Origin of the sequence: Brevibacillus sp., from assembly GCF_003521185.1 — a bacterium.
Taxonomy (GTDB): domain Bacteria; phylum Bacillota; class Bacilli; order Brevibacillales; family Brevibacillaceae; genus Brevibacillus; species Brevibacillus parabrevis.
In genome coordinates this window covers 39,379-60,540 of the sequence record NZ_DOTK01000044.1, presented here as the reverse complement: position 1 = coordinate 60,540, position 21,162 = coordinate 39,379, and the positions used below count along the sequence as shown (strand labels likewise).

Below are 21,162 nucleotides of genomic sequence, written 5' to 3'. Positions count from 1 at the left end.
AATCCTTCCCCCTTCAAGCAAATGCTTCGCTGCTTTTCAGTGTATAGGGAAGAAGTTACGATCCGCGTCGAAGTGTGTATGAAAAGGCACTACAACTCGTATTTTTCCACCAATTTGATCCCGATTCGCTCAAGCAATACGGCAAGCGTCTGCCAAATCCACCGCCGATAAACAGGCAGGTGCTTGACGTACACAGCCGTGTATTCCGTCTCCCCGACGGCCCCCCTGTCTGCCTTGAACGCCCCGACTCCCGCGCTCTGGTGCAGCAAAAGGCTTCGCCGCTGTGCCTCCTGCACCAAAAGACTCGACAGCATCCGGTACAACCCCGTCTCTTTCGGCAGTCTGGTATCGTAGCCAAACAAAGGAGTCGTCATCACGCCGTTGCGGACGAAATAACCGAGTATGCCGTCCAGCCGCCCGTCCTTTTCCAGTCCGATCAGCGTGAGTGTCCGCTTGCGCATCGCAAGCCTGATAAAGTCCTCCGTAAACTGAGGGTTCAGCCGGGAGTATTTGTCCAGGTACAGAGCGTTGTACAGCTCGACGATCCGCCCTGCCTGCCCTGCTTCCAGCTCATCGTGCCAAAGCACCCGGTAGCCGGACTTCTCCAGCATTTTCCGATCGCGGGACAGCGTATTGCGCACCCGCCACGTCCCTTTGCCTGGCCATTCCGGGTGAAACAAGTACACGTAGCGGCTCGGGACCATCAGGCAGCCTGCATCCTTCAGCCCTTTGTACAGCTCGGGACTCAGCTTCTGGCAAACGGAGCGGAACGCGATGATGTGCCGCGGCAGCTTTTTCGCGCAAAAGTGTGTGATTTCCCGCGCTTCCTGCACCGTCCAGTCGTGGTACAAATTCGTGGACAACAGCCAGTTGTTCACAATCGCGATCCGGTTGCAGCGGCTTGCCTTCATCCATAAGCCAAGCGCGGCCAGCACAGGCGCGAGCAGCCTTTTCCACAGCATGGAATCGAGCATGTCCAGCTCTTCGCGGGCGTAAGTGACAAAATGGGTGTACGGTGAACAAACATACGAATTGGTGTACTCCTGCTCATTCACCGTCACGGGCACGAGACGCCCTCCTGCGCGCAGGCCCAGCAGCTTTGTTTGCACGTTTTGAATGTGGCGCTCAGGAGAATCTGTCGCGAGTGTCGTCAAATAGTCGCGGGCGTAGTCGCCATCTGCAAGCTGCGTCCAGTCCAGCGCCAAAAGCTCGTCAGGCTCATACAGCCTAATCTCGTCCTTTTTGCTCATCGAAAGCAAACACCCTCTCTACGCGCCGCAATTTTTTAGCGCCCGAATGAGGCTGGTACGGCGCAAAATGGATCGCGGGCACGACAGCGCCGTAAGAGCGAATGACAGCCGCGAGACTTTGCCGCACCTCTTCCTGCACCTCTTGCTCGGAGTGCTGCCCGTTTACCAACAGCGCGACTTCCACCTGCTCTGCACCAAGCTGGCGAACCGTGTATTCCTCGATCTTCGCGGATGCCACCATCACAGCCCGCCGGATGAAATCCGGGAAGATGGAAATCCAGCGATCCTCGTGTTCATGCCCATGCCGGAACCAAAACAGATCGTCCGAGCGCCCTTCTATCGCTTCCAGTGCCATGAACACGGAGCCGCATGGACACGGCGTGTGCCGCTCCGTCAAAATGTCGTTCAGGCGGTAGCGGATAATCGGCTGCGTCTCGCGGGAAAAGTCGGTCAAAATCGGGAAAAACCGCTCCTTCTGCTCATCGAGATACTCTTTTTCCATCACGACGATATCTTCGTTTACGTGCAAAGTGCCGTGCTCGCACGTGACAGCCAGAAGCCCTTCCGTGCACTGGTACACTTGATGAACGGGCTGAGCGAAGCTGTCCTGAATGTACGCCTGATCAAGCGGGTCGAGCACTTCCGCGACCGAAATGACTTTGATCGGCGATACCCGCAGTGCTCCTTGCCGCTTGGCTGTTGCCAGCATGCGCAGCATCGATGCCGGGGCGACCAGCACAGTCGGCTGATAACGATTCAGCCGCTCGACATGCTCTGCTAACGAATTTTGCAGATCAAAAAAAGCAAACTGAATACGCCGTCTGTCTACGGCTGTGTACAAATTGCTGTTCGCCCGCAGGAAAAAGGCGATCCGTTGCTCAGACCAGAGCGGCCCGGGCAGCATTTTGGCCATAATCGTCCCGGCCCATTTGGCCTGCTCTTTTGGCCCGACGAGAAACAGCCCGCGATTGCCGGAGGTGCCGGACGACAAGCCGACCGTGACTCCTTTGAGCTGTGGCGTAAAATCGCGCGTGTTCTCCGCCTGCAGCGCCAGACGGAACGCCTCTTCTTTGGCGATGCGCCGCGTATTCAGCTCGTCAAAATGCTCCATCATCAGCTTTTTGTCAATCGGCGCGAGCTTTCTCCACTCTGCCTTGGACAAAGCGCCCATTCTTTTCAAGTAAAACGGCGACACAGGCAGTATCCGGTTCAGCAGCGCCTTGACCTGGCGATCTTGCCATTTTTCCAGCTGTTCTCGCGTGGAAAAGCGCCGGGCGAGCCACTTCGTCCGCACGTACTGCGCAAGCAGCGTCATGATCTCCATGAAAAATCCCCGCCCTCTTTCGTCGTCTCCCACACTTCGCTGCAATGCGTCGGCATGATCCGCAAGTCGTCTGCTCGATTGCGCGACAGGACATGCAGCTTGTGCAGCTCGTCGCGGTATGCCTTGCGGTCGGACATGATCAGCCTGGCAAGCGGATGCGGCAGCAAAAAGCGGCGGTACGCCTCGCTCGACCAGGCGGCATCCGCGCACAAAAACAGTTCGCCGTGATCGCGGTCACGCACAAACACGCCAAACTGGCCTTGTGCATGCCCGGGCAGATCGACCACCCAAGCGCTCTGGTCGCCAAACAGATCGTATCCTTTTGCATACGGCGCGTACCGCGCTGGCAGCTCAACCGGGGCCAGCCGATCCACAAATGTCACGCGTTCGGCAAAATCGGCAGGCATTAAATCAGGCAAGTACGCCTCGCGCACAGCAGCCAGCCCTGTCTTGTCCTTGATATGCAGATAGGCGCTCTCGTAGCAGTACAGACGCGCTTTGGGAAAATCGCGCAATCCGCCGATGTGATCCGCATGAAAATGGGAGAGCAAAATGCCTTTTACCTCATCTGCCGCGATCCCCCGCTGGTTGAGCTGGGCCAGCACGCTTTGCTCAGGCGCTGTCACGACAGGCGTCAAGCTGGCGTAAAGCGAGTACGGAAACGATTGGGTCGCCTGGAAAAACCGCGGCGAGTAGCCTGTATCAAACAGCCAAATGCCGTGCTGCGGGTGCTCGATCAGCCCGGCAAGCGCGTGAAAGCGAATCATTTTCACCCTGCCGCCTTTGCGCGAGAACAGTTCCAGCTGTCGGCAGTAGCCAGTGTCCAGCCACGTCAATTTAACGTCCATGTTCTGCCCTCCACCATGCCGTAAAAGTTTCAATCCCTTGCGCTATGCTCACGCGCGGCTCGTACCCAAGCTCCTGCCGCGCTTTCGTAATATCGAGCGTCTGCGACTTGGCGAGTACCCCGACGGAATAACGGGTCAGGATCGGCTCGCGGTAGCCGAGCACGGTGCGGGACAACAGCTCCAGCACCCAGGCCGCTCCGTACGCTTGCCAGTACGGCACCTCTTTCGCTCGCAGCGGCATGTCCAGTCGCCGGAACACATCCGTCAGTACGTCGATCAGCGTGACAGCCTCCCCGTTTGTAATGTTGTAGGCTCGGCCGAATGTGCTTGCAGGTGAATCCATGCACAGCACGAGCGCATCCACGACATTGTCCACGTAAGTCAAATCGATGAGCGCTTTTCCGCCCCCAATCAGCGGCACGTATTTTTGTTCGTTGGCGCGAATCAGTCTGGGCAAAATCGCATTGTCGCCCGGCCCGAACAAGGCGCGCGGGCGCAGCGTAATCGTCGGCAGCCCCTGCCGATGCGCCTTGTCCACTTCCAGTTCGGCCAAATGCTTCGTTTGCGCATACACGTTGGCAAAACGTTCTGGCAGCGGCGCATCTTCCCGGATGCCATACGCATCGGCAAACGCAAAGTAAATGCTCGGACTCGACACGTGCACCAGCCGCTCAATCCCGTGCTTGTCGCATCCAGCAATGACATGGACGGTTCCGCTCACGTTCGTCTCGTACATGTCGCGAAACCTTCCCCACGGCGAGGAAAACGCGGCAACGTGATAGACGATCTCCTGACTGCGGCATGCGTCTGCTACCGCCTCCCTGTCTCTAATATCTGTACGGACAAAACGGATGCCCTGCTCTCGCAGCTGCCGCCCGATGCCCTCATCCCGTCCCAGCGCAGTCACCTCGTGGCCTTGCTCATGCAGCCGCTGCACCAGCTTTTGTCCGAGAAAACCCGTTCCTCCTGTGACGAGCACACGTTTTTTCATGTGCCTTCTCCCATCCTTTCCAAAGAAACCCGCTCAGCGCGGCACTTCCCCGTTCCATTCGATATCGCTCGTACTGCATGCGAGCATGCTTGTTCTCGTGCTCACGCTTTGCCAGGCCAGATCGCCGAGCATGGCAAACTGGTCAAAAAACGGGCGCAGATCGTCCAGGCGAAAGAGCACATCCCGCGCGCCGGACAGGTCGCGCGCCCACCTTTTCCAACCCGACCAGCCCTTGACATTTGCCAGTCCGTAGCTCAGCATGGCAAGGCCAAGCATATAGGATCGTCCTGTCTCTGGCACGAGCACCTCTTTTCCACCTGCAAAAAAGGCATCCGCCACCTGTTGCTCCGCAAACAGATGAATCCCGCTCGTCAGCCGCGGATTGCATTCGAGCACATACAGTTCGCCTGCATCGCTCTCGATCAGGTCAAAAGCGATCTGCCCGTTGAACTTGTGCCTGCGGACAAACCGCGTGACAAAATCGTATACTCCGCCATGTCCGGCAGAGGCAAAATGAATCGTCGCCCCTTGCCCGGCCGTGTGCACCGTCTCATAGTCCGCATACAGCGCAAGCTCTCCTTCATGGGCGACCGCGTAGCTGCACAGCTGGCGTCCTGCGATGAACTGCTGGACGAGCCACGGCTGAGCGGCAGACGGGACAGGAAGCCTGGACAACTCCACCCTGGACAGATCGCGGATGATCTGGACATGGGCGGCGAAGCGGGAGTAGACAGGCTTCAGCACGATCGGGCCACTCGCTTGGCGAATCGCTTCATCCCGTTCGTGCGCAGATTCCACCCGAATCGTATGCGGAACTTTCGCCCCTGCTGCCTGTGCCCGTTCCTGAAACAGCCATTTGTCATGCAAAGCGCGCAGCACAGGAAGCGGCTCCACCAGCACGGCGCCATATGCCCGCAACCGCTCGCGGCCGTGCGCGACGTAAAAAATTTCCTCGCAAGTCGGAACGAGCAGGTCGACGCGCTCCTTTTGCATGATCTGGCACAGCTCGGCGATATAGGCATCCGTCTTCGTCCGGGGTGGCGGAACGCGATAGGAGCGGGCTACATAGCGCGAATGAGCGCACAGGTGCCGCCCCGCGCTTTCCGCTACAACGACGCGGTGTCCGCCCGCGTGAAACAGCCGGGCCAGCTCCAGCGTGGCAGGTGCCCTCCCTCCTGTCAAAAGGACCGTCCGCTCAGTATTCAAGCACAATCCCTCCGAGCGACAACCCGGCGGAAGTACCGAGCAAAAGCAGGCAATCTCCCCTCGCTACCCGCTTCTGGCTGATCGCCTCGTGCAAAGCCATCGGGATCGAAGCGGCAATGACGTTGCCGTGGTCTGCCATGATATCGACCATTTGCTGCTCCATAAAGCCGAGCTTCGTTCTCATGATGCGCAGCGCCATCCCGCTCGCCTGGTGGGGAATGACGGCCTGCAGCTGCTTTTTGCTCACGGACGCTTTCGCGAGCAAGCTGTCGACAAAGCCGGTAATCAACTGCGAGGTCAAACGAAAAATTTTGCGTCCGTCCATGTCAAAAGCGAAGTCATCCTCGTGTCCGTTCGCATAGTGGCGCGGGTGCACCATCGTTCCGCCGCCGCGAATTTCCGAATAGTGCGCCCCTTCGCTGTAGGTTTGCATCGCTGAGCTTATCATGCGGGACGACTCGCCTTCCGGTGTCTGCCCCACGACGACCGCTGCCGCGCCATCGCCAAACAGCACGCAGCTTTCTTTTTGCTTCCAGTTCAGTCCCATCGAAGCGATCTCCGTCGAGACGATCAGCACGCGCTTGTATACACCCGCAGCCATCGCGCAAGACATGACGTCGAGCGCAGTCACGAAGCTCAGGCAAGTCGAATTGATATCAAAGCAAGGAATCCCGGTACGGGAAAGCCCCAGCTCTTCCTGGATCAAGGCCGCTGTGCACGGAATTTCTTGCTGCGCCGTTCCGCTCGCACAGACGATGCAGTCAAGCTCCTGCAACGAGACTCCTGCCGCTTCCGCCGCTCGTTTGGCGGCAATCGCCCCCATCTGCGCGGCTGTTTCCGTTGTAACATAATGGCGAATCCGAACCCCGGATTTTTTTTCGGTCCATCCTGTAGCCAGCCCGAGCTGTTCATCCAGCTCTGCCGCTGTCACGACTCGCGCGGGCAAGTATTTTCCCGTGCCCAGCAATTTTACTCTTCTCTCCATGGTCTGGTTCTCCCTCGATTGTCTGTCTCTCACACTGTATGCTGTCACTGACACCCATTTTACGCAAAAGAATGGCAGCTTGTGGAGGGCATACGCAAAAAAGACTACCTTTCGCCTACGCAAAAGATAGTCTACTGTTACAAAGACGGTTTTTCAGCTTTTTCGTTTCCCCCACGGCTTGAACACCGACAAAAGAAACAACAGAATCAGCGAAAGCAGCTGCAAGACAATCCCGATCCAGAGCTTTTCGCTGTTGACGATAAAAGCGGGATTGCCCATCGCTTCCAACCCTTGCGCCCAGGCCAGGCTGACCGCTGGCAACGTCCAGACGTACATGGCGACGGGGCCGAGCAGGATCGTGACGAGCGTCAGCACTTCTTTGGCGATGATCCAGTAATAGCGAAACAGTCCCCAATGCGTCCAGACGGAGAGCAGCACGCCTGTGACGATCGTGCCGATGGTCGACGCGCGCACACTTGTTTTCGCCAAGGTGTGCATCGCGGTGTAACAGGCGGCAAATATCCCGGCATCGTCCGTATTCGCCGCCACGATGCTCAAAACGAGAAACAGAACCGCTCCGCCCAGCATAATCGCTGAAAAGAGCAAATGCAGGAGCAGCAGCCACTTCTTCCCTTTCATGCCCAGCTTGTACATGCTTTCACCTCTTTTGAGCCTCTGTGAGCCGCCGCAGCTACATAGCTACACCTACAGTTGAAAACGGTACCCGACTCCCCAAACCGTTTCGATATACTGCGGCTTCGTCGGGTCGATCTCGATTTTTTCGCGCAGCTTGCTGATGTGCACGGTCACGGTAGCAATATCGCCAAGGGAATCCAGTCCCCAAATTTTCTCGAACAAATCGTTTTTGCTGAACACCCAGTTCGGATGCGTCGCCAAAAACAGCAGCAGCTCATATTCTTTCGACGTAAAGGCAACTTCTTGTCCACGGACGTACACCTTGCGGGCGAGCTTGTCGATCCGCAAGCCACGCATGCGAATTTCGTCCTGCGGCGCTCGCTGGCTCTGGGAACCATCGGAAACGAGGCGGTCGTAGCGGGCCAGGTGCGCTTTTACTCTCGCCACCAGTTCGCCCAGGCTGAACGGTTTGCTAATATGATCATCCGCGCCAAGCCCCAAGCCGCGGATCTTGTCGATGTCCTCTTTTTTGGCGGAGACGAGCAGGATCGGGATGTTTTTCGCTTCACGCACCTCGCGCAAAATGGCAAAGCCGTCTACCACAGGCAGCATCAAGTCGAGGATGATCAGATCGTATGGCTCTGTCAGCGCTTTTTGCAAGCCGACCTCTCCCGAATGGGCGAGCTCGACTGTATAGCCGTTTGCTTCCAGGTAGTCTTTTTCCACCTCTGCGATTACCGTGTCGTCCTCAACGATCAATATGTGCTTCATCCGCTCCACCTTCCGTCCCTTTTTGCAGCGGCAAGGAAAAACAGATGTCCGTTCCGCTGCCGACCTCGCTGCGCGCCCAGACGCGTCCTCCGTGCCCTTCTACCAATTGCTTGACGATCGCAAGTCCCAGTCCGCTGCCGCCCGTTGTCGTGTTGCGCGCAGGGTCCGCCCGGTAAAAGCGGTCAAAAATGTGCGGCATCGCTTCCTCCGCAATACCCGCTCCATTGTCGGCAATCGTCACAATAACTTCGTCTGCTGTCCGCTCCACTCGCACGTCGATTTGTTTCAGTGGTTTGTCCATGTATTTCATGCTGTTGTCGATCATGTTCATCAGCACCCGATGCAGCTTTTCCCGATCTGCCATGACGGCAAGCGGGCCGCCGTCTGTTCCCGCCACGTTCAGCCGTACGTCAGACATACCAGGCTCCAGACGCAGCGCCTGCACCCAATCGGTCAGGTAGGCCCGAATATTGACCGGCTCCAGATGAAAAGGCAGACGGTTCAAGTCCAGCCGCGAGTACAAAAGCAGCTCGTCGATGAGCCGATCCATTTGCGCGGATTTGCTGGCGATCATCCGCATGTATTTCTCCCGTTTCGGCTGCGTATCGGCAATTCCGTCCAGCACAGCCTCCACGCACGCCTTGATTCCGGTAATCGGCGTCTTCAAATCGTGCGAGATGCTCGCAATCAGCTCTTTGCGGCTTTCCTCGTATTGTAGCTGCATGCGAATCGAGTCGTACAACCGGACGCGCATCTCCTCAAAAGCCTCGCCCAGCTCGCCCAGCTCATCTTTTCGCCCGAGTTGCACAGGCCGCTCCAGATGGCCCTCCTTGATCTCGTGAGCCGCCTGTTTGAGCGCGTACAGCGGACGGATGATGCTCTTGGACACCAAATACGTCAAAATCCCGTTCGTCAGCCCGATAATGACGAGGAAGCTGACGATCATGAGCGCAAAGAAAGAGATTCCTGACGAAAACAAGGAGCTGTCGTCAGCCAGAAAATAAAGAGTGCCCTGACTCTTGTCGGCGAAGGAAAACGCATACGTCCTGGCGACATGCCTGTCGCTTTCCCATGGCGGCCACTGGCGCGGGCGTTCTTCAACCGCAGCGGACTGCATGTATTTCGGCAAATCGGCCTGAGCCAGGGAAGAAGAAGCGAACAGCACCGCTCCCTCTTTCGCCAATATGAATGCTCCGCCAAACGGGCGTAGTTGCTCATCCGTTTCGGTCAACAGCTCATTGTCCAGCAACCGCTCCGCATCGTGCTGCGCCAAAAACGCCACTCCTGCAAACAGCTCGTCTCGTCTGTCCATGTTTTGCCGAAACAGCGGTTTCCCCGGTGCTTTTTCGCGCGGGAATGACTCTCCCCAAAAAACCGCCACCAGAGTCGAGGCTACCAGTCCAAAACAGACCACCGGAACGACGATCATGGCGATATAAGACAACCAAAGCCTCGTTTTGATTGACATGGTTCCTCTCCTCCGATGCGCATAATTGCTGTCATTATACTACAGCGCCTGGCAAAAGACGCACGCCCCTGCCTTAGTGCCGCCAGCCGCCTTTTGCCCAGTGGCTGCGCATCTCTTCGCGAGTCACTTTCTCCACTTGTTTCCCCGTCAAATCCACGCGCTCGGGAGTGGTCGCTGCCAAATCCGACAAGCGGACGTCCACAGTCAGTTGCAACGTATGCACGACGCCGGAAGCGTCCGTCCCGACCAGCTCCACCTTGGCGGTTTGCTGCTCGATCTGGTTTTGCTCGTTGATCGTCGCGTTCAGCACGACTTGCTCCAGATGCACGTCTTCCTGCAAAGCGGGCAGCTCCAGCGCGAGTTCTTTTTCGGCTTCACCCGCCCTCGCTTCCTGGCTGCGTTCAACGATTTTCGCGTACATGATCGGGCCTAGCATTTTGGCGAACACAGGCATTTGCTCCTCGTCGAGCTTCAAGGATACTCGTTTCCCGCCATCCGGCAAGTTTTCCATCGTCGTCCATTTCTCCATGCTTCCGAACAATGTTTTGTGCACCTGCTCCATCATGGCGCTGCTCATAGCGTGCTGATCCTGCTCAGGCTGTTGTTGTTGCCAATCCATTGCCTCCATGACGCGATACAGATCGCGATCCCCTTTTTTAAAAACCATTTGAGTCGGCTCGCGAAATGCTTGAAAGCTTCCTTCGCCGTTCGCATCGACATACGTGCCATCCACGCTGCCCAGCTTCTGCTCATGATCGACTTTGGCCACCCCGTCGACTGCAAAAAGCTTCGTCTGGTTGTCTGTCAACTCCAGGTGAGCGTGCGCAGTCAAGCTCCCTGCTTCTTTCGTCTGCTTTAACGCCGATTTGTACGACTCCAGTGCGCCGTTGTCCGCTTGCGCCGAAACGCTCATCCCCCACGTCGCTACCCCGCCGATTCCGACCGCCAATGCCACCGCCAGCCATGTTTTTCGCACCAGTCATCCCTCCAGTTTCATGTAGAAAGCAGCCTCACTTTCTCTACTAGCGATGATAAAGCGGAAGCCTAAACGCGTTCTAAACGAAATCTAAAAAAAGTGTAAAATCATGCGCTTGGCGCACGCACACAGCTACTCACGCAAAAATCTTCTAAAAATGGTATATTGGTAAAAAGAATTGGATCAACAAGAGTGACAAGTGGAGGATGAAAAACGATGAACAAGCAGGAAGGCTACATCGAAGTTCCTGGCGGAAAAGTATGGTACAACCGCGTCGGCACAGGCAATCACACTCCGCTGATCGTGTTGCACGGCGGGCCTGGCAACACGCACGACCCGCTCCAGTCTGCATTGCACGTGCTTGGCGACGAGCGTCCCGTTATTTTTTACGACCAGCTCGGCTCGGGCAACTCGGACAGACCGACCGACTCCTCGCTGTGGAAAACGGAGCGCTTTGTAGAAGAGCTGGCCTGCATTCGACAGGCGCTTGATTTGACCGAGGTTCATATTCTCGGCCATTCGTGGGGAACGATGCTGGCTGCGGCTTATTTGATTGACGCTAAGCCTGCGGGCGTTGCGAGCGTGATTTTCTCCAGTCCTTGCCTCCGTGCCCAGCTCTGGAAAGAAGACGCTGATCGGCTGATCGCCCAACTGCCGGAAGACGTCCAGCAGACGATTGCCCGGCACGAACAGCAAGGAACGACGGATTCCAAAGAGTATCAGGACGCGATGAAACAATACTACGCGCGCCACGTTTGCCGCATGGAGCCGTTGCCAGAAGTCATGACGCAAAGCCGTGCGAAAGCCAACAAAGACGTGTACATGACGATGTGGGGGCCGTCCGAGTTTTGCCCGACAGGCAATCTCAAGACGTTTGATTACACGCCGAAGCTGCATGAAATCGCGATTCCTGCCCTGTTTGTGTGCGGTCGCTACGACGAGGCGACCCCGGAAGCAACAAGCTACTACCAGTCGCTCGTGCCAAACGCCGGGCTGCATGTGTTGGAGCACAGCTCCCATCTCGGCTATTTGGAAGAAACAGACGAATACGTACAGACCGTCCGCGCGTTTTTGCGCCAAGCGGACAAGCGATAATCCCGGTTGACTCGATATGGAAAACACAAGAAGCCCCGTCTCGCAGCAGTGTGCAAGACAGGGCTTTTTGTGTTTGTTTACCAGCTTCTGCTTTTTTCTTTGCCGATCAAGTAAAGGAAGTACGGCGCACCGATTACAGCCGTCACGATGCCCACCGGAACCTCAAGCGGAGGTAACAGCCATCTGCCCAGTCCGTCCGCTGCAACCAGCAAAATGGCCCCGAGCAGGGCAGCTACAGGAAGTAGCCAAATGCGCTTGCCCCCGACCAGCCTGCCAGCCATGTGCGGAGCAAGCAAGCCGACAAACCCGATCGAACCGACAACCGCGACACAAGCTCCGGCCAGCGCTTTGCGCCACTTCCCGCAAGCGGCTGGCTGGCAACTCTAGCAGCACCTTTGCCCGGTCGATCCGCAAACGGGTTATGTAGCCGGAAAAGCTCACACCTTTGAGCGTCTTGAACATGCGCGAATGCATCCAGACTTTTGTGCAGTTCCTCCATCAAATGCAAAACCTGCGAATGGCTGCGCACGTGAAACGACTTTTCCAGCGGGAAATCGGCTGTTCCCTGGAGAAAAGTCCGCTCCGTCCCGGACGATGCTGCCTCCGTCCAAAAAGCAAACTCGATCAAAAAGACCTCCATTTGCCCGCTTGCGCGCAAATGGAGGTGTCCGTCCACGGCCTGAGAAAAACGACATCGCCCGCCTCCACAGCCTGCTCGGTCGCATTGCTTGTCAGCGTACCTTTGTGACTTTTGACAAACCCGATGCGCTGGCAGGAAGAAGCCGGAAGCGAATGCGGCTCCTGGTGAGCACATGTGACAAGCGATACGCTCTGCACGGAAAAAATCATCTGCCGGAACTGTCGATAAACCTCGTCAGCATGCAACGTTGGCCCCTCCTCTCCTGTATCCCTTTTAGCTATCCACTATTATAGCTCGTCTGCCGTGCCTCCGCGCATCAGGGAACGGGGATGGAAAACAAAGGAGGCCGTAAAAAGCGTAAAGGCTCTCTCGACGGGTCGAAGGGTTAAACTGATTGATTGACTGATTGATTGTCTGCGATTTCCGGATTTTCGGTCGTACTTTTTATTTGCTGTATGGATGGTTTTTTAGGGGTGACATAGTTTGACCTGTTTGTTGCTGTTTCAGGGATGCTTCATGATTCAATGGTATGTCTGTCTTTTCTCTCTATGCAGCCGCACGGATTCTAGCATGAACTTGTCAGGTTAGCTCCTAAAGGCTGGGCTTTTTTTCAACAAAAATACACCCCTTAGGTTGCATCGGATCTACCAGGAGGTTTAATCCAATGTCTATTTTAGGAGGTGCACTTCATTGACCGATAGTAGGTCAGCGTTTTTGGTTTAGCCGCTTTTTTGTATTTATTTTGCAAAAGGACAAGAATGGTATTGCGGGTTTTAATTGCTCTTATTTTACCTCTTCGAAGTCTATGATTTTTCCCTCACTTTTTTCCGTGCTAATTTCATTCCAGCCCTCTTTATCTGTGCCTATATTTTTTGCGCCAACAGTTCGTTGAGTATCAGAGCCTTCATTATTCTTGCTATACTTATGCAAGATATTTGTACCATCCGCTTGTTTTTCCAAAATGTACATCTCATTGTTCTCTTCATCCATATAAATACTTGGCACTACATCACCGTTTGCTTGCTCAAGCATGATATTCATTACTATTTTAGCAATCCCCTTATACTCTTCACTTTTTAAAACCTCTTTGTGATCCAGCTTTTTCAAGTCGTCCAGATTAATGTCAAAGCTGCTTGCAATGTCATTGTCAACCTTTTCTTTAAACTCTGCAATTCTTTGTTTTACAATCACCATGTCATCTTGCTTGCTTGCATTTGCATAACCGATAACGGAAAACGCTAAAGCTAATGCAATTCCACTAAATAAAACCGATTTTTTCATGGTAATATCTCCTTTTCACTATATTAAGGCATCCAAATCGCATCATCGTATGAGTGATTTTCTTCTGTCAATTTATCTTCCTTTTTTGCATACTCTTCATGAAAGCTGCTTATTTCCCAATACCCTTTCTTCGTAGGATTAACTACTTTCCTTTCTCCTGTTTGTTTGACCTTATATGAATTATAATTGGTTGCTCTTTCTGTCTCACCTTGCTTCTTTGCATTGAAATAGATAGTAGACTGCACCGTAATTTTTGCACACTTGACATCAGATTCAGTGATAGCGGTAAATCCCGCCGTATGTTTTGTAGATGTTTCAGACGCTATATAAACGTCCGATGAAAATTCTGTCATTTCAGCATAAACTGTAGCTGCTGAGAACACAGTAAATGCCAGCAATCCTATAGATAGAATACTTTTAACCATACTCTCCCCCATAGCTATGCATCATCTTTACTTTACGTTAAATTCCTGTTCTTCATAATTAATACCGCTATCTGTTGTCCCATCGGTATAGTAAACATCCCCGCTGGCGGCTACCTCCCATATCGCTTTTCCATATTCCTCCTGATTACTAATCTTTGCTTTCAAAGATTTAACATAGGAATCTTCTGTTGTTTTTGAGGAAACTTTCTTCCCGTTTCTAGTAATAATGGCAAAGGAAATGATTTGCTTAATATCACTAGATTTTACTCTAGAGGAGATATCACGCGTAATACCATACGAAGATATTACATAATGTTTTTCTCCCCCTGCCGTAGACAGATTTCCACTGATTGACGCTTCTGATTGTGCTATCCCCATCGGAGTAGCTGCGAATGCAGTAGTGATTGTCGCCAGAACAACGCAAGAAGTAATAAAACTTGCTACAAGCTTTCTATTCAACAATACCCCTCCCTAAAAATATTTTGAAATCTTTTACATATTAATCTTTAATTTTTCTATTTTCAACATTTTTTTCCATTTATGTTTAAGGCTTCATTAGTAAGACGATGTAGCTTGTATTTTGTTACAATCCCCACAAAAAAACTGCACACAACCGTCCATATTGAAAACGGTTTATGTGCAGCAAGTCTCTCGTGCAGCTTTTTTCGCGTCTTTTATAAGTTTTTCCATCTTTTCCATCAAATCTACTTTCTCTAGCATCTTTTGTTGTCGGAGCATCGCGAGCAGGCAAGGCCAGCTTAGTTACAGTCTTCTGTTTTTTCGGATTTGTAATATAACGAGATAACCAAATACGAACAAAAATGCAAGAGCCTTAGTTTCAATTCCGCTTGCTTTTCGGGTCTTCGATGTAACGTCGCGCCGCTGAATTTTGTCGGCGGGTGGAAGGCATGGTTTCAGTCCCCTAGCTTCTCGGGTCTCCAATGTAACGTAACTCCCCATTTGACCGTCAACAATCACCACGTAGTTTCAGTCCCCTAACTTCTCGGGTCTCCAATGTAACCATAAAAGGACATCATGCCAGTTACACGATCACCTTCGGTTTCAGTCCCCTAACTTCTCGGGTCTCCAATGTAACAGCAAATGGTAAATGTGATAAAGGCGCGGTTTTCAAGTTTCAGTCCCCTAACTTCTCGGGTCTCCAATGTAACCGTTCCTTAGAAAATGCTTCAGCCATCTGCTCAGTTGTTTCAGTCCCCTAACTTCTCGGGTCTCCAATGTAACAGCGGGTAGGTTCAAAACTGGGGATCGACACCAACAAATGTTTCAGTCCCCTAACTTCTCGGGTCTCCAATGTAACTTGGGAGCTCCATGCCCCACTGCGTTCTTATTGCCTCGGTTTCAGTCCCCTAACTTCTCGGGTCTCCAATGTAACGCTGCGGATTGTTCACAACCCGAACGCGATTCTATAGGTTTCAGTCCCCTAACTTCTCGGGTCTCCAATGTAACTTCCATACATCTTTTTGAGTGTTAGCCTGCATGATTGTTTCAGTCCCCTAACTTCTCGGGTCTCCAATGTAACCGACTTTGACTACCATGCTTAACCTCAATAACGCCAAGGCTTTCCCCATACTCACTGCCAACAAGAACCCGCTCTTTTTTCGAGGATTCACTTCTCGTCAAAAATCACGCCCTATCCTCGAAAATAGGCTGTACGTGTACGCATCTTGTTCATTTCTTTTTCCTCGCTACAGGGTAACCATTCGCCCTCATACTTATAATAAAACATTATCCCCCATCTCATCTATCCATTTCTTTACACGATCCAGCACCCAAACAACTTTTCATCCACAAACGCAAATATCTTTCAACCGCCACTTCCTTCATCCAACTCCCCAAACAAATCACTCTCCTTTAATACGGCAAGTCCGCTCCCGTACAAATCCCCCCTGCGTGAACAGACCACTTCATTTCATTCCGCTACAATCCCACAAAAAAACTGCACACAACCGTCCATACTGATGAAAACGGCTCATGTGCAGCAAGTCCCTCGCTCAGTTGCACTCGCGTTCCCTACGAGTTTCTCCAGCTTTTCCACCAGCTCCACGCTTGCGGCTTTCTCCAGCGTCTTTTGCTGTCGGAACACCGCGAGCGAGGCAAACAAAAACCCGCTTTCTGCACGGACGGCTCCGTGACGATTCCCCAAGCAGCCGTACACGCAGCCAATCTCATCTGCTTTTCACCCTCTACTCGCCTGCTCATTGCTCCCACCGCTCCTCTGTCCTTTTCTCTCTGCTTCTATCCTAGCGAAACTAGCGAAACGAAACGCTTGCTCTATGCTGCTTACGCCCCCACGCCCTGCAACAGCTTGGAAAAAATCCGCTTGATTCGCGCATCGAGCACATGGCTGCCGCCGCGGCCTCTGACGTCCTCGACCATCATCGTGACCAGCAGGCGCGGATCATCCACATTGAACACCGCGTACCAACCGTTTTCCTGTCCTTGCTCGCCCTTTTTTTGCTTCAATTCTGCGGTGCCGGTCTTGCCCGCCATGCGGATGCCCGGCACGCGCGCTCCCCGGCCTGTGCCGCGGGGGTCTTCCATCACCTGCACAAGATCGTCCCTGACGATGGCTGCCACTTGGGGCGGAATCGCTTCACGCTTCCAATACCGCTCTTTTTGCTCGCCCTGAAGCAGCGACGGGTACACGATGTTTCCCTCGTTGACAAAAGCGCTGTACACGAGCGCCAAGTGAAGCGGCGTCATTGTCACCTCGCCCTGCCCATAGCCCGAGTCTGCCAACTGGATCTCGTTTCTCATGCCGTTGTTGGCAAGCCGGGACGGATCGAGCGGATACGGGATCGGCACCGCCTCGTCAAAGCCAAGCTGCTTTCCCTGTGCCACGAACGGCTCCTCCCCGATGGACAGCGCCGCCTTGGCAAAATAAATATTGTCCGAGTAGACGAGTGCTTTTTTCAGGTCGACGGGCGCTCCGTAGTCACTCACCCGTGTCACTTCGTATGCGCCCCAGGAGGCGTCCTTTTGCCAATGCAGTCCTTTGACCGAAACAGTATCGGCTGGCGTAATCGCTCCAGTCGCAAGTCCCATTGCCGCGGTAAGCGGCTTGAAGGTAGACCCTGGCGCAAAGCCGCGGGCAAAGCGATTCAGCAAAGGCTTGCCCGGATCGTCATTGAGCTTTTTCCACTCTTCTGTCGACATGCCGAGCACAAATGCGTTTGGATCATACGAAGGCGAGCTGACCAGCGCCAAAACTTCTCCCGTCGCGGGCGAAATCGCTGCGGCTGTCCCAGCATCCTGCTTGAACTCGCTGTAAATCGTTTGCTGAACAGTAGCGTCGATCGTCAGGGCGAGTGGCTGCCCGTTTTTGGCGGGTTGCTCCGCCACGATTTTTTTCACCGTCCCGTCTGCACCGACAATCGCGATCCGGCCGCCGGATTCCCCGCGCAATTGCTGTTCAAAAAGCTGTTCCAGCCCCGCCTTGCCGATGATATCCGAGGCGCGGTAGCCCATGTCTTTGCGCTTTTCGTACTCCTCCTGGCTAATCGCACCCGTGTAGCCGACCAAATGAGCCGCCGCAGCCTGATACGGGTAGTACCTGACCTGCTTTTTCTGCAAAACGATGCTCGCGGTTTGTTGCAAAGTTTGCAGGCGTGCATCATCCTCCGGCAAAGTTGCGATGCGGACAAACGAGCCAGACTTCCCCGCATTGGCACTCACCACACTCATCAGGTTTGCCAGCGGTATTTGCAACAGCTTGCTGACTTGTGTCCTCCCGGCTGGAGGCGTTTTGCTCCATTCATCTGGACGAATCCCGACATCGACCACGATCCGGCTCGTAGCCAGCCTGCGTCCGGCCCGGTCCAATATTTCTCCCCGCTTCGGATACAGCGTGTTGGCGCGCACCTTATCCCCCTCCTGCATGCCGGGAAATAAAAAGGAAGGATTCCAATGGATGTACCAATCTTTTTTGTCGTTTTGCGTCTCTTTGATCAAGGTTGCTTTTCCTGTAAACGAAATCGGTTCGACGAATGTGTCCAGCTTGATCTGGTAATGGAAGTTGATTTTCCCATCCTCAGTCGGGACGACATCTCCGTTGTAAAGCGGCTCGACGAGGATCGGTTTGGCTTCGATCCCGCCGTAAATGTTCTCGTATCGTGAAACGAACTCGTCTTTTGTCACCTTTGCCTTTGTATCCAGTGAAAGCTGTTCGTACATATGTGCAAACTGCTGATTTTTCCAATTCGTCGTATAAGCGGTAAACGCCGCCTTCGCCATTTCCCCGTCCGTTTTCGGCCCTTCCTTCCAATAGTCCCAAAAAAGGAAGACAAATCCCGAAAGAATTACGAGAAAGACACTCCAAAAACATATCCAAGCCTTTTTCACCAGTTCCTCACCTTCCCTTTCCCACGATAAACCAGCCGGATTAGAGAATAAATGGAAGAAAACTGATGAAATCATCAGATCACACTCACAAACAAATGATAAGTGTCAGACAATTCAACAGGAAAAAGCGCATGGAAAAAAGGAGACCACTGGCTCGTCTCCCTTGTTCAATCTTCCCACATATAGCCGAAGCGAGGAATCGTGGTGACCTTTTCCCCGTACTTGCCCAGCCGTTTGCGCAAACGGTACACGAGCGCATTGATTTCGGCGCGTCCCACATCCGGCACGCTATTGTCTGTGTAAATCATTCTTTCCGGCCAGATCGACACCATGATTTCCTCATAGCTGACTGCCTGATTGGCCCGTTGATACAAAAGCATCAGCAAATCCATATCTTTTCCTGTCAAATGAATCCTCGCACCATCCAGGCGAATCTCGCGCCGCTCCAGGTTGATGACCAATCCTGTCGTGGAAACAGTCGAAACCATCGATTGCACCAGCGGAAAAGAAAATTCCCTGGTCACGTCCAACTCACTGCCCTCCGCAAAAAAGACCAGCTCGACGACTCCTTTGGCAAGGCTGATCAGATCGCCGTGAAATAACGGCTGCGGCGCTTGGCGGACGCTCTGCCCGTTGACTTCTGTTCCATGCTTGCTGTCCAGATCGGAAATCGTATAGCGATTGCCGATCTTGCGGATCACGGCATGCCGTCTCGACACGTATGGGCTGGAAAAAGCGATGTCAGGCGCAAGTTGGCTCCCTCTCCGTCCAATGGTGTACTCATCCTGACGAAGAAACTGGCGTTTTTGCACAAGCTCCGGATCGCCTTTTTTGATCAGGACATAGACGCCGTCTTCCAACGTTCATCACCTCAAAAAAGAGTTGCAGCTATCCGTATTAATTACATACCAAAATACCGGAAAGTCAACCCTTTTTTCGCCTATAGTACAAAGCCGCCGCTTGGTCCCGACAATGACAGCTATCTCGTTCACGCCATCTATCTTTCATGCTTGCTTGCAATCTATCACGAACAACGCTTGAGCGCCGCCAGCTGTTTCGGCTCGATCACCAACAGATGGCAAACTCCGTTGGGCACGAACCATTTGTACGCCGTTCCTTTTGGTATGACGAGCAATTCGCCAGCCTCGATCCAAATATTGCGCTCATGGGACATCAATAGCAATCTTCCGTTTACGACGAGAATCATTTCGTCCTTGTGGTCGTGCTGCTGCCAGGGATATTCTCCCGAAAGCTGCTCCAGCTTGATCGCCGAATCGTTCAGCTCCCCTACGACCGTTGAACGTAAAGACTGTTGTATCCACGAAAATTGTTCTGTCAGATTTATCTTCTCCATGATGGATCTCTCCCCTTTGTCCCCAAGATAATACAAAAGACGGGGCGGGAAAATAGAAGCGATCTGATAGAGTTATGATAAACAAAATCACAAAACGATGATAAGCGGCGAAAAATTCAATCAACAGAGTCAGCCGGTTGGGATTGGGGCGTGCCGAATCGTTTGGCATTTCTTGCGCGGGCGCGTTCGATTTCCGTCTCGCGGTTGCGCGGCTCGGCGTTTGTCACCAATGAATCGAGCAAAGTCTGGGCGACTGCTGTTACCTCTTTGACCGCCCGCTGAAACGCCTCTTCGTTTGCTTTGGAGGGCGTGTTGAAGCCCGAGAGCTTTCTCACAAACTGCAGCGCGGCTGCCTGAACCTCATCTTCGGTAGCGGGAGGGGAGAAATTGAACAAGGTTTTAATATTTCGGCACATGGCGATCTCCTTTGGCAGAATGTCTTTTTCGCTCATCATACAACATACACAGTGAAGTCGGTCAAGCGCCGCCTATGAAAAAACGGACGCCTGAAAAGCATCCGTTTTTTGCTCGTGCCCGCTTTTGCTATTTTTGGTTCTTTTGCAAAATATCTGCCGCTACCTGCTCGATCATCGCCTTTTTCCCGAGGGCAAAAAACGCTTCGTTGTAGCTCTGTTTTGTAGTGACGCGGTACACCTTGCCGTTTTTCTTCGCCTTCATATTGTTCCAGATCGCGGTATCTTCCAGCACATTGTGCTCGGAATCGGCGAGCAGCACGATATGGTCGGGATTGAGCGTCGACAGTCCCTCCAGGTCCGTCTCCTTGCCTCCCCACGGATCTGGCTCCGGTATCCCCGCCGCTTTCGGCAGCTTCAAGTCGGAGAAAATCATGTCAGCCAGCCCGGTTTTCGCGTAGAGGCGAATCCCTTTTTGCGTCGCTTCGATCACTGCGAACGATTCCTCTTTGGTAGTTGCCACAATCTGATCGTGCAGCTGCTTCGCGCGGTCATCGTACGCTTTCAGCCATTCATCCATCTGCTGCTTTTTCCCGAGCGTATTCGCCACAAAGTCGAACCGCTCGCGAAACGCGTTGAAACCGTAAGGCACGCGCACGGTCGGGGCAATTTTGTTCAACTGCTCGTAAATTTTTTCCTGGGCCGGACCCACGAGAATCAGATCGGGATTGGCTGCGGCGATCGCCTCGACACTTACCTCATTTTGAAACCAGCCCGCCACGGTCACGTCTTTTCCCAGCTCTTTTTGCAAAATCGGCGTCAAATCCATCGGGCTTTCATACTGGCTGTTCGCGGTCAGCACGGGACGAATGCCAAGCGCCAACAGCTCCTCAGTCGATCCAGATACGTCCGCGATTCTTTGCGGATTGGCCGGGATGGTTACTTCGCCTGCTGCATCCTTGACTGTCCGCGTTTCTGCTGTTTGCGCAGCCGGCTTGTCTGCTGGCGCTTGTCCGCCTTGTCCGCCTGCACTGTTGTCAGCAGCTTGGCTGCATCCCCCTACAAGTAACGCCAAACCGAGCAATCCCGCGATCCAGCCGTGCTTTCTTTTTGCCATACCTTCCGTCAGCCTCCATC

At 53.5% G+C, this 21,162-nt stretch carries 22 protein-coding genes, 1 pseudogene and 1 CRISPR repeat array; of the genes and pseudogenes, 1 reads left to right on the top strand and 22 read right to left on the bottom strand.

The features are described 5' to 3' along the window. Positions 1-89: 89 nt before the first annotated feature. The 10 genes from DEP07_RS13100 to DEP07_RS13055 form a co-directional block, all read right to left on the bottom strand. A complete protein-coding gene (locus tag DEP07_RS13100; protein ID WP_274874281.1) occupies positions 90-1,250 on the bottom strand; it encodes a GNAT family N-acetyltransferase in 1,161 nt (386 codons plus the stop codon). Continuing rightward, positions 1,228-2,574 carry a F390 synthetase-related protein gene (locus DEP07_RS13095; RefSeq protein WP_287102587.1) on the bottom strand — a complete coding sequence of 449 codons (1,347 nt, stop codon included), beginning with the start codon at positions 2,572-2,574 and terminating at the stop codon, positions 1,228-1,230. Before DEP07_RS13095 ends, DEP07_RS13100 begins: the two co-directional genes overlap by 23 nt. Beyond that, positions 2,562-3,422 (bottom strand): MBL fold metallo-hydrolase, encoded by an 861-nt coding sequence (locus DEP07_RS13090; protein WP_122964626.1) that lies wholly within the window; start codon positions 3,420-3,422, stop codon positions 2,562-2,564. Before DEP07_RS13090 ends, DEP07_RS13095 begins: the two co-directional genes overlap by 13 nt. Next, a complete protein-coding gene (locus DEP07_RS13085; protein WP_122964625.1) occupies positions 3,412-4,413 on the bottom strand; it encodes an NAD-dependent epimerase/dehydratase family protein in 1,002 nt (333 codons plus the stop codon). The genes DEP07_RS13090 and DEP07_RS13085 overlap by 11 nt, the downstream gene beginning before the upstream one ends. Positions 4,414-4,446: 33 nt before the next feature. Further along, positions 4,447-5,619, bottom strand: a complete 1,173-nt coding sequence (locus tag DEP07_RS13080; RefSeq protein ID WP_173597548.1) for an ATP-grasp domain-containing protein — start codon at positions 5,617-5,619, stop codon at positions 4,447-4,449. Further along, entirely contained in the window at positions 5,609-6,727 is a 1,119-nt protein-coding gene (locus tag DEP07_RS13075) for a beta-ketoacyl-ACP synthase III (RefSeq protein WP_287102586.1), read from the bottom strand. Before DEP07_RS13075 ends, DEP07_RS13080 begins: the two co-directional genes overlap by 11 nt. 30 nt (positions 6,728-6,757) lie before the next feature. Further along, the gene (locus DEP07_RS13070) at positions 6,758-7,258 is read right to left on the bottom strand and encodes a hypothetical protein (RefSeq protein ID WP_173599242.1); all 501 of its coding nucleotides are present in this window, start codon (positions 7,256-7,258) and stop codon (positions 6,758-6,760) included. Positions 7,259-7,309: 51 nt separating this feature from the next. After that, positions 7,310-8,011, bottom strand: a complete 702-nt coding sequence (locus tag DEP07_RS13065) for a response regulator transcription factor (protein WP_287102585.1) — start codon at positions 8,009-8,011, stop codon at positions 7,310-7,312. After that, positions 7,989-9,479: a sensor histidine kinase gene (locus DEP07_RS13060; protein ID WP_287102584.1), complete on the bottom strand. Its 1,491-nt coding sequence runs from the start codon at positions 9,477-9,479 to the stop codon at positions 7,989-7,991. Before DEP07_RS13060 ends, DEP07_RS13065 begins: the two co-directional genes overlap by 23 nt. A 73-nt stretch (positions 9,480-9,552) precedes the next feature. Further along, complete coding sequence (locus tag DEP07_RS13055) at positions 9,553-10,455, bottom strand: hypothetical protein (RefSeq protein WP_287102583.1); 903 nt, start codon at positions 10,453-10,455, stop codon at positions 9,553-9,555. A 216-nt stretch (positions 10,456-10,671) separates the two neighbouring features. Between DEP07_RS13055 and DEP07_RS13050 the strand changes: the two genes are divergently transcribed. Beyond that, a complete protein-coding gene (locus tag DEP07_RS13050; RefSeq protein ID WP_122964619.1) occupies positions 10,672-11,550 on the top strand; it encodes a proline iminopeptidase-family hydrolase in 879 nt (292 codons plus the stop codon). 77 nt (positions 11,551-11,627) lie between these two features. Here DEP07_RS13050 and DEP07_RS13045 read toward each other — a convergent pair. From DEP07_RS13045 to DEP07_RS12990, 12 genes and pseudogenes are all read right to left on the bottom strand, one after another. Next, a pseudogene (locus DEP07_RS13045) lies at positions 11,628-11,897 on the bottom strand (iron chelate uptake ABC transporter family permease subunit); the annotation flags it as partial. Next, on the bottom strand, positions 11,783-12,178 hold the full coding sequence (locus DEP07_RS13040; protein ID WP_287102582.1) for a hypothetical protein: 396 nt from the start codon (positions 12,176-12,178) through the stop codon (positions 11,783-11,785). The pseudogene DEP07_RS13045 and the gene DEP07_RS13040, both read right to left, overlap by 115 nt. After that, complete coding sequence (locus DEP07_RS13035; RefSeq protein WP_287102581.1) at positions 12,175-12,435, bottom strand: hypothetical protein; 261 nt, start codon at positions 12,433-12,435, stop codon at positions 12,175-12,177. Before DEP07_RS13035 ends, DEP07_RS13040 begins: the two co-directional genes overlap by 4 nt. A 538-nt stretch (positions 12,436-12,973) precedes the next feature. Further along, the gene (locus DEP07_RS13030) at positions 12,974-13,471 is read right to left on the bottom strand and encodes a hypothetical protein (protein WP_122964617.1); all 498 of its coding nucleotides are present in this window, start codon (positions 13,469-13,471) and stop codon (positions 12,974-12,976) included. 23 nt (positions 13,472-13,494) lie between these two features. Then, on the bottom strand, positions 13,495-13,896 hold the full coding sequence (locus tag DEP07_RS13025) for a hypothetical protein (RefSeq protein ID WP_122964616.1): 402 nt from the start codon (positions 13,894-13,896) through the stop codon (positions 13,495-13,497). A gap of 27 nt (positions 13,897-13,923) precedes the next feature. Next, positions 13,924-14,355, bottom strand: a complete 432-nt coding sequence (locus DEP07_RS13020) for a hypothetical protein (RefSeq protein WP_063229941.1) — start codon at positions 14,353-14,355, stop codon at positions 13,924-13,926. Between the two features lie 452 nt (positions 14,356-14,807). After that, a CRISPR array of direct repeats spans positions 14,808-15,436; the repeat unit is 37 nt; unit sequence GTTTCAGTCCCCTAACTTCTCGGGTCTCCAATGTAAC. Between the two features lie 450 nt (positions 15,437-15,886). Further along, the gene (locus DEP07_RS13015) at positions 15,887-16,072 is read right to left on the bottom strand and encodes a hypothetical protein (protein ID WP_242774539.1); all 186 of its coding nucleotides are present in this window, start codon (positions 16,070-16,072) and stop codon (positions 15,887-15,889) included. A 125-nt stretch (positions 16,073-16,197) separates the two neighbouring features. Beyond that, positions 16,198-18,258 carry a penicillin-binding transpeptidase domain-containing protein gene (locus tag DEP07_RS13010; RefSeq protein ID WP_242774537.1) on the bottom strand — a complete coding sequence of 687 codons (2,061 nt, stop codon included), beginning with the start codon at positions 18,256-18,258 and terminating at the stop codon, positions 16,198-16,200. A 167-nt stretch (positions 18,259-18,425) separates the two neighbouring features. Continuing rightward, positions 18,426-19,118: an FHA domain-containing protein gene (locus DEP07_RS13005; RefSeq protein ID WP_122964613.1), complete on the bottom strand. Its 693-nt coding sequence runs from the start codon at positions 19,116-19,118 to the stop codon at positions 18,426-18,428. Between the two features lie 164 nt (positions 19,119-19,282). Further along, positions 19,283-19,612, bottom strand: coding sequence for a cupin domain-containing protein (locus DEP07_RS13000; protein WP_122964612.1), 330 nt, complete (start codon positions 19,610-19,612; stop codon positions 19,283-19,285). Positions 19,613-19,728: 116 nt separating this feature from the next. Then, entirely contained in the window at positions 19,729-20,028 is a 300-nt protein-coding gene (locus DEP07_RS12995; protein ID WP_173597541.1) for a DUF2277 domain-containing protein, read from the bottom strand. Between the two features lie 127 nt (positions 20,029-20,155). Next, positions 20,156-21,142 carry an ABC transporter substrate-binding protein gene (locus DEP07_RS12990; RefSeq protein ID WP_287102580.1) on the bottom strand — a complete coding sequence of 329 codons (987 nt, stop codon included), beginning with the start codon at positions 21,140-21,142 and terminating at the stop codon, positions 20,156-20,158. Between the last annotated feature and the right edge of the window lie 20 nt (positions 21,143-21,162).

What these genes read in the sequence shown, in the direction of transcription:
- DEP07_RS13030 (WP_122964617.1), bottom strand. Translation starts at nt 13,471, where the DNA reads ATGAAAAAATCGGTTTTATTTAGTGGAATTGCATTAGCTTTAGCGTTT.
- DEP07_RS13095 (WP_287102587.1), bottom strand. Translation starts at nt 2,574, where the DNA reads ATGGAGATCATGACGCTGCTTGCGCAGTACGTGCGGACGAAGTGGCTC.
- DEP07_RS12995 (WP_173597541.1), bottom strand. Translation starts at nt 20,028, where the DNA reads ATGTGCCGAAATATTAAAACCTTGTTCAATTTCTCCCCTCCCGCTACC.
- DEP07_RS13090 (WP_122964626.1), bottom strand. Translation starts at nt 3,422, where the DNA reads ATGGACGTTAAATTGACGTGGCTGGACACTGGCTACTGCCGACAGCTG.
- DEP07_RS13025 (WP_122964616.1), bottom strand. Translation starts at nt 13,896, where the DNA reads ATGGTTAAAAGTATTCTATCTATAGGATTGCTGGCATTTACTGTGTTC.
- DEP07_RS13085 (WP_122964625.1), bottom strand. Translation starts at nt 4,413, where the DNA reads ATGAAAAAACGTGTGCTCGTCACAGGAGGAACGGGTTTTCTCGGACAA.
- DEP07_RS13050 (WP_122964619.1), top strand. Translation starts at nt 10,672, where the DNA reads ATGAACAAGCAGGAAGGCTACATCGAAGTTCCTGGCGGAAAAGTATGG.
- DEP07_RS13070 (WP_173599242.1), bottom strand. Translation starts at nt 7,258, where the DNA reads ATGTACAAGCTGGGCATGAAAGGGAAGAAGTGGCTGCTGCTCCTGCAT.
- DEP07_RS13000 (WP_122964612.1), bottom strand. Translation starts at nt 19,612, where the DNA reads ATGGAGAAGATAAATCTGACAGAACAATTTTCGTGGATACAACAGTCT.
- DEP07_RS13065 (WP_287102585.1), bottom strand. Translation starts at nt 8,011, where the DNA reads ATGAAGCACATATTGATCGTTGAGGACGACACGGTAATCGCAGAGGTG.
- DEP07_RS13060 (WP_287102584.1), bottom strand. Translation starts at nt 9,479, where the DNA reads ATGTCAATCAAAACGAGGCTTTGGTTGTCTTATATCGCCATGATCGTC.
- DEP07_RS12990 (WP_287102580.1), bottom strand. Translation starts at nt 21,142, where the DNA reads ATGGCAAAAAGAAAGCACGGCTGGATCGCGGGATTGCTCGGTTTGGCG.
- DEP07_RS13100 (WP_274874281.1), bottom strand. Translation starts at nt 1,250, where the DNA reads ATGAGCAAAAAGGACGAGATTAGGCTGTATGAGCCTGACGAGCTTTTG.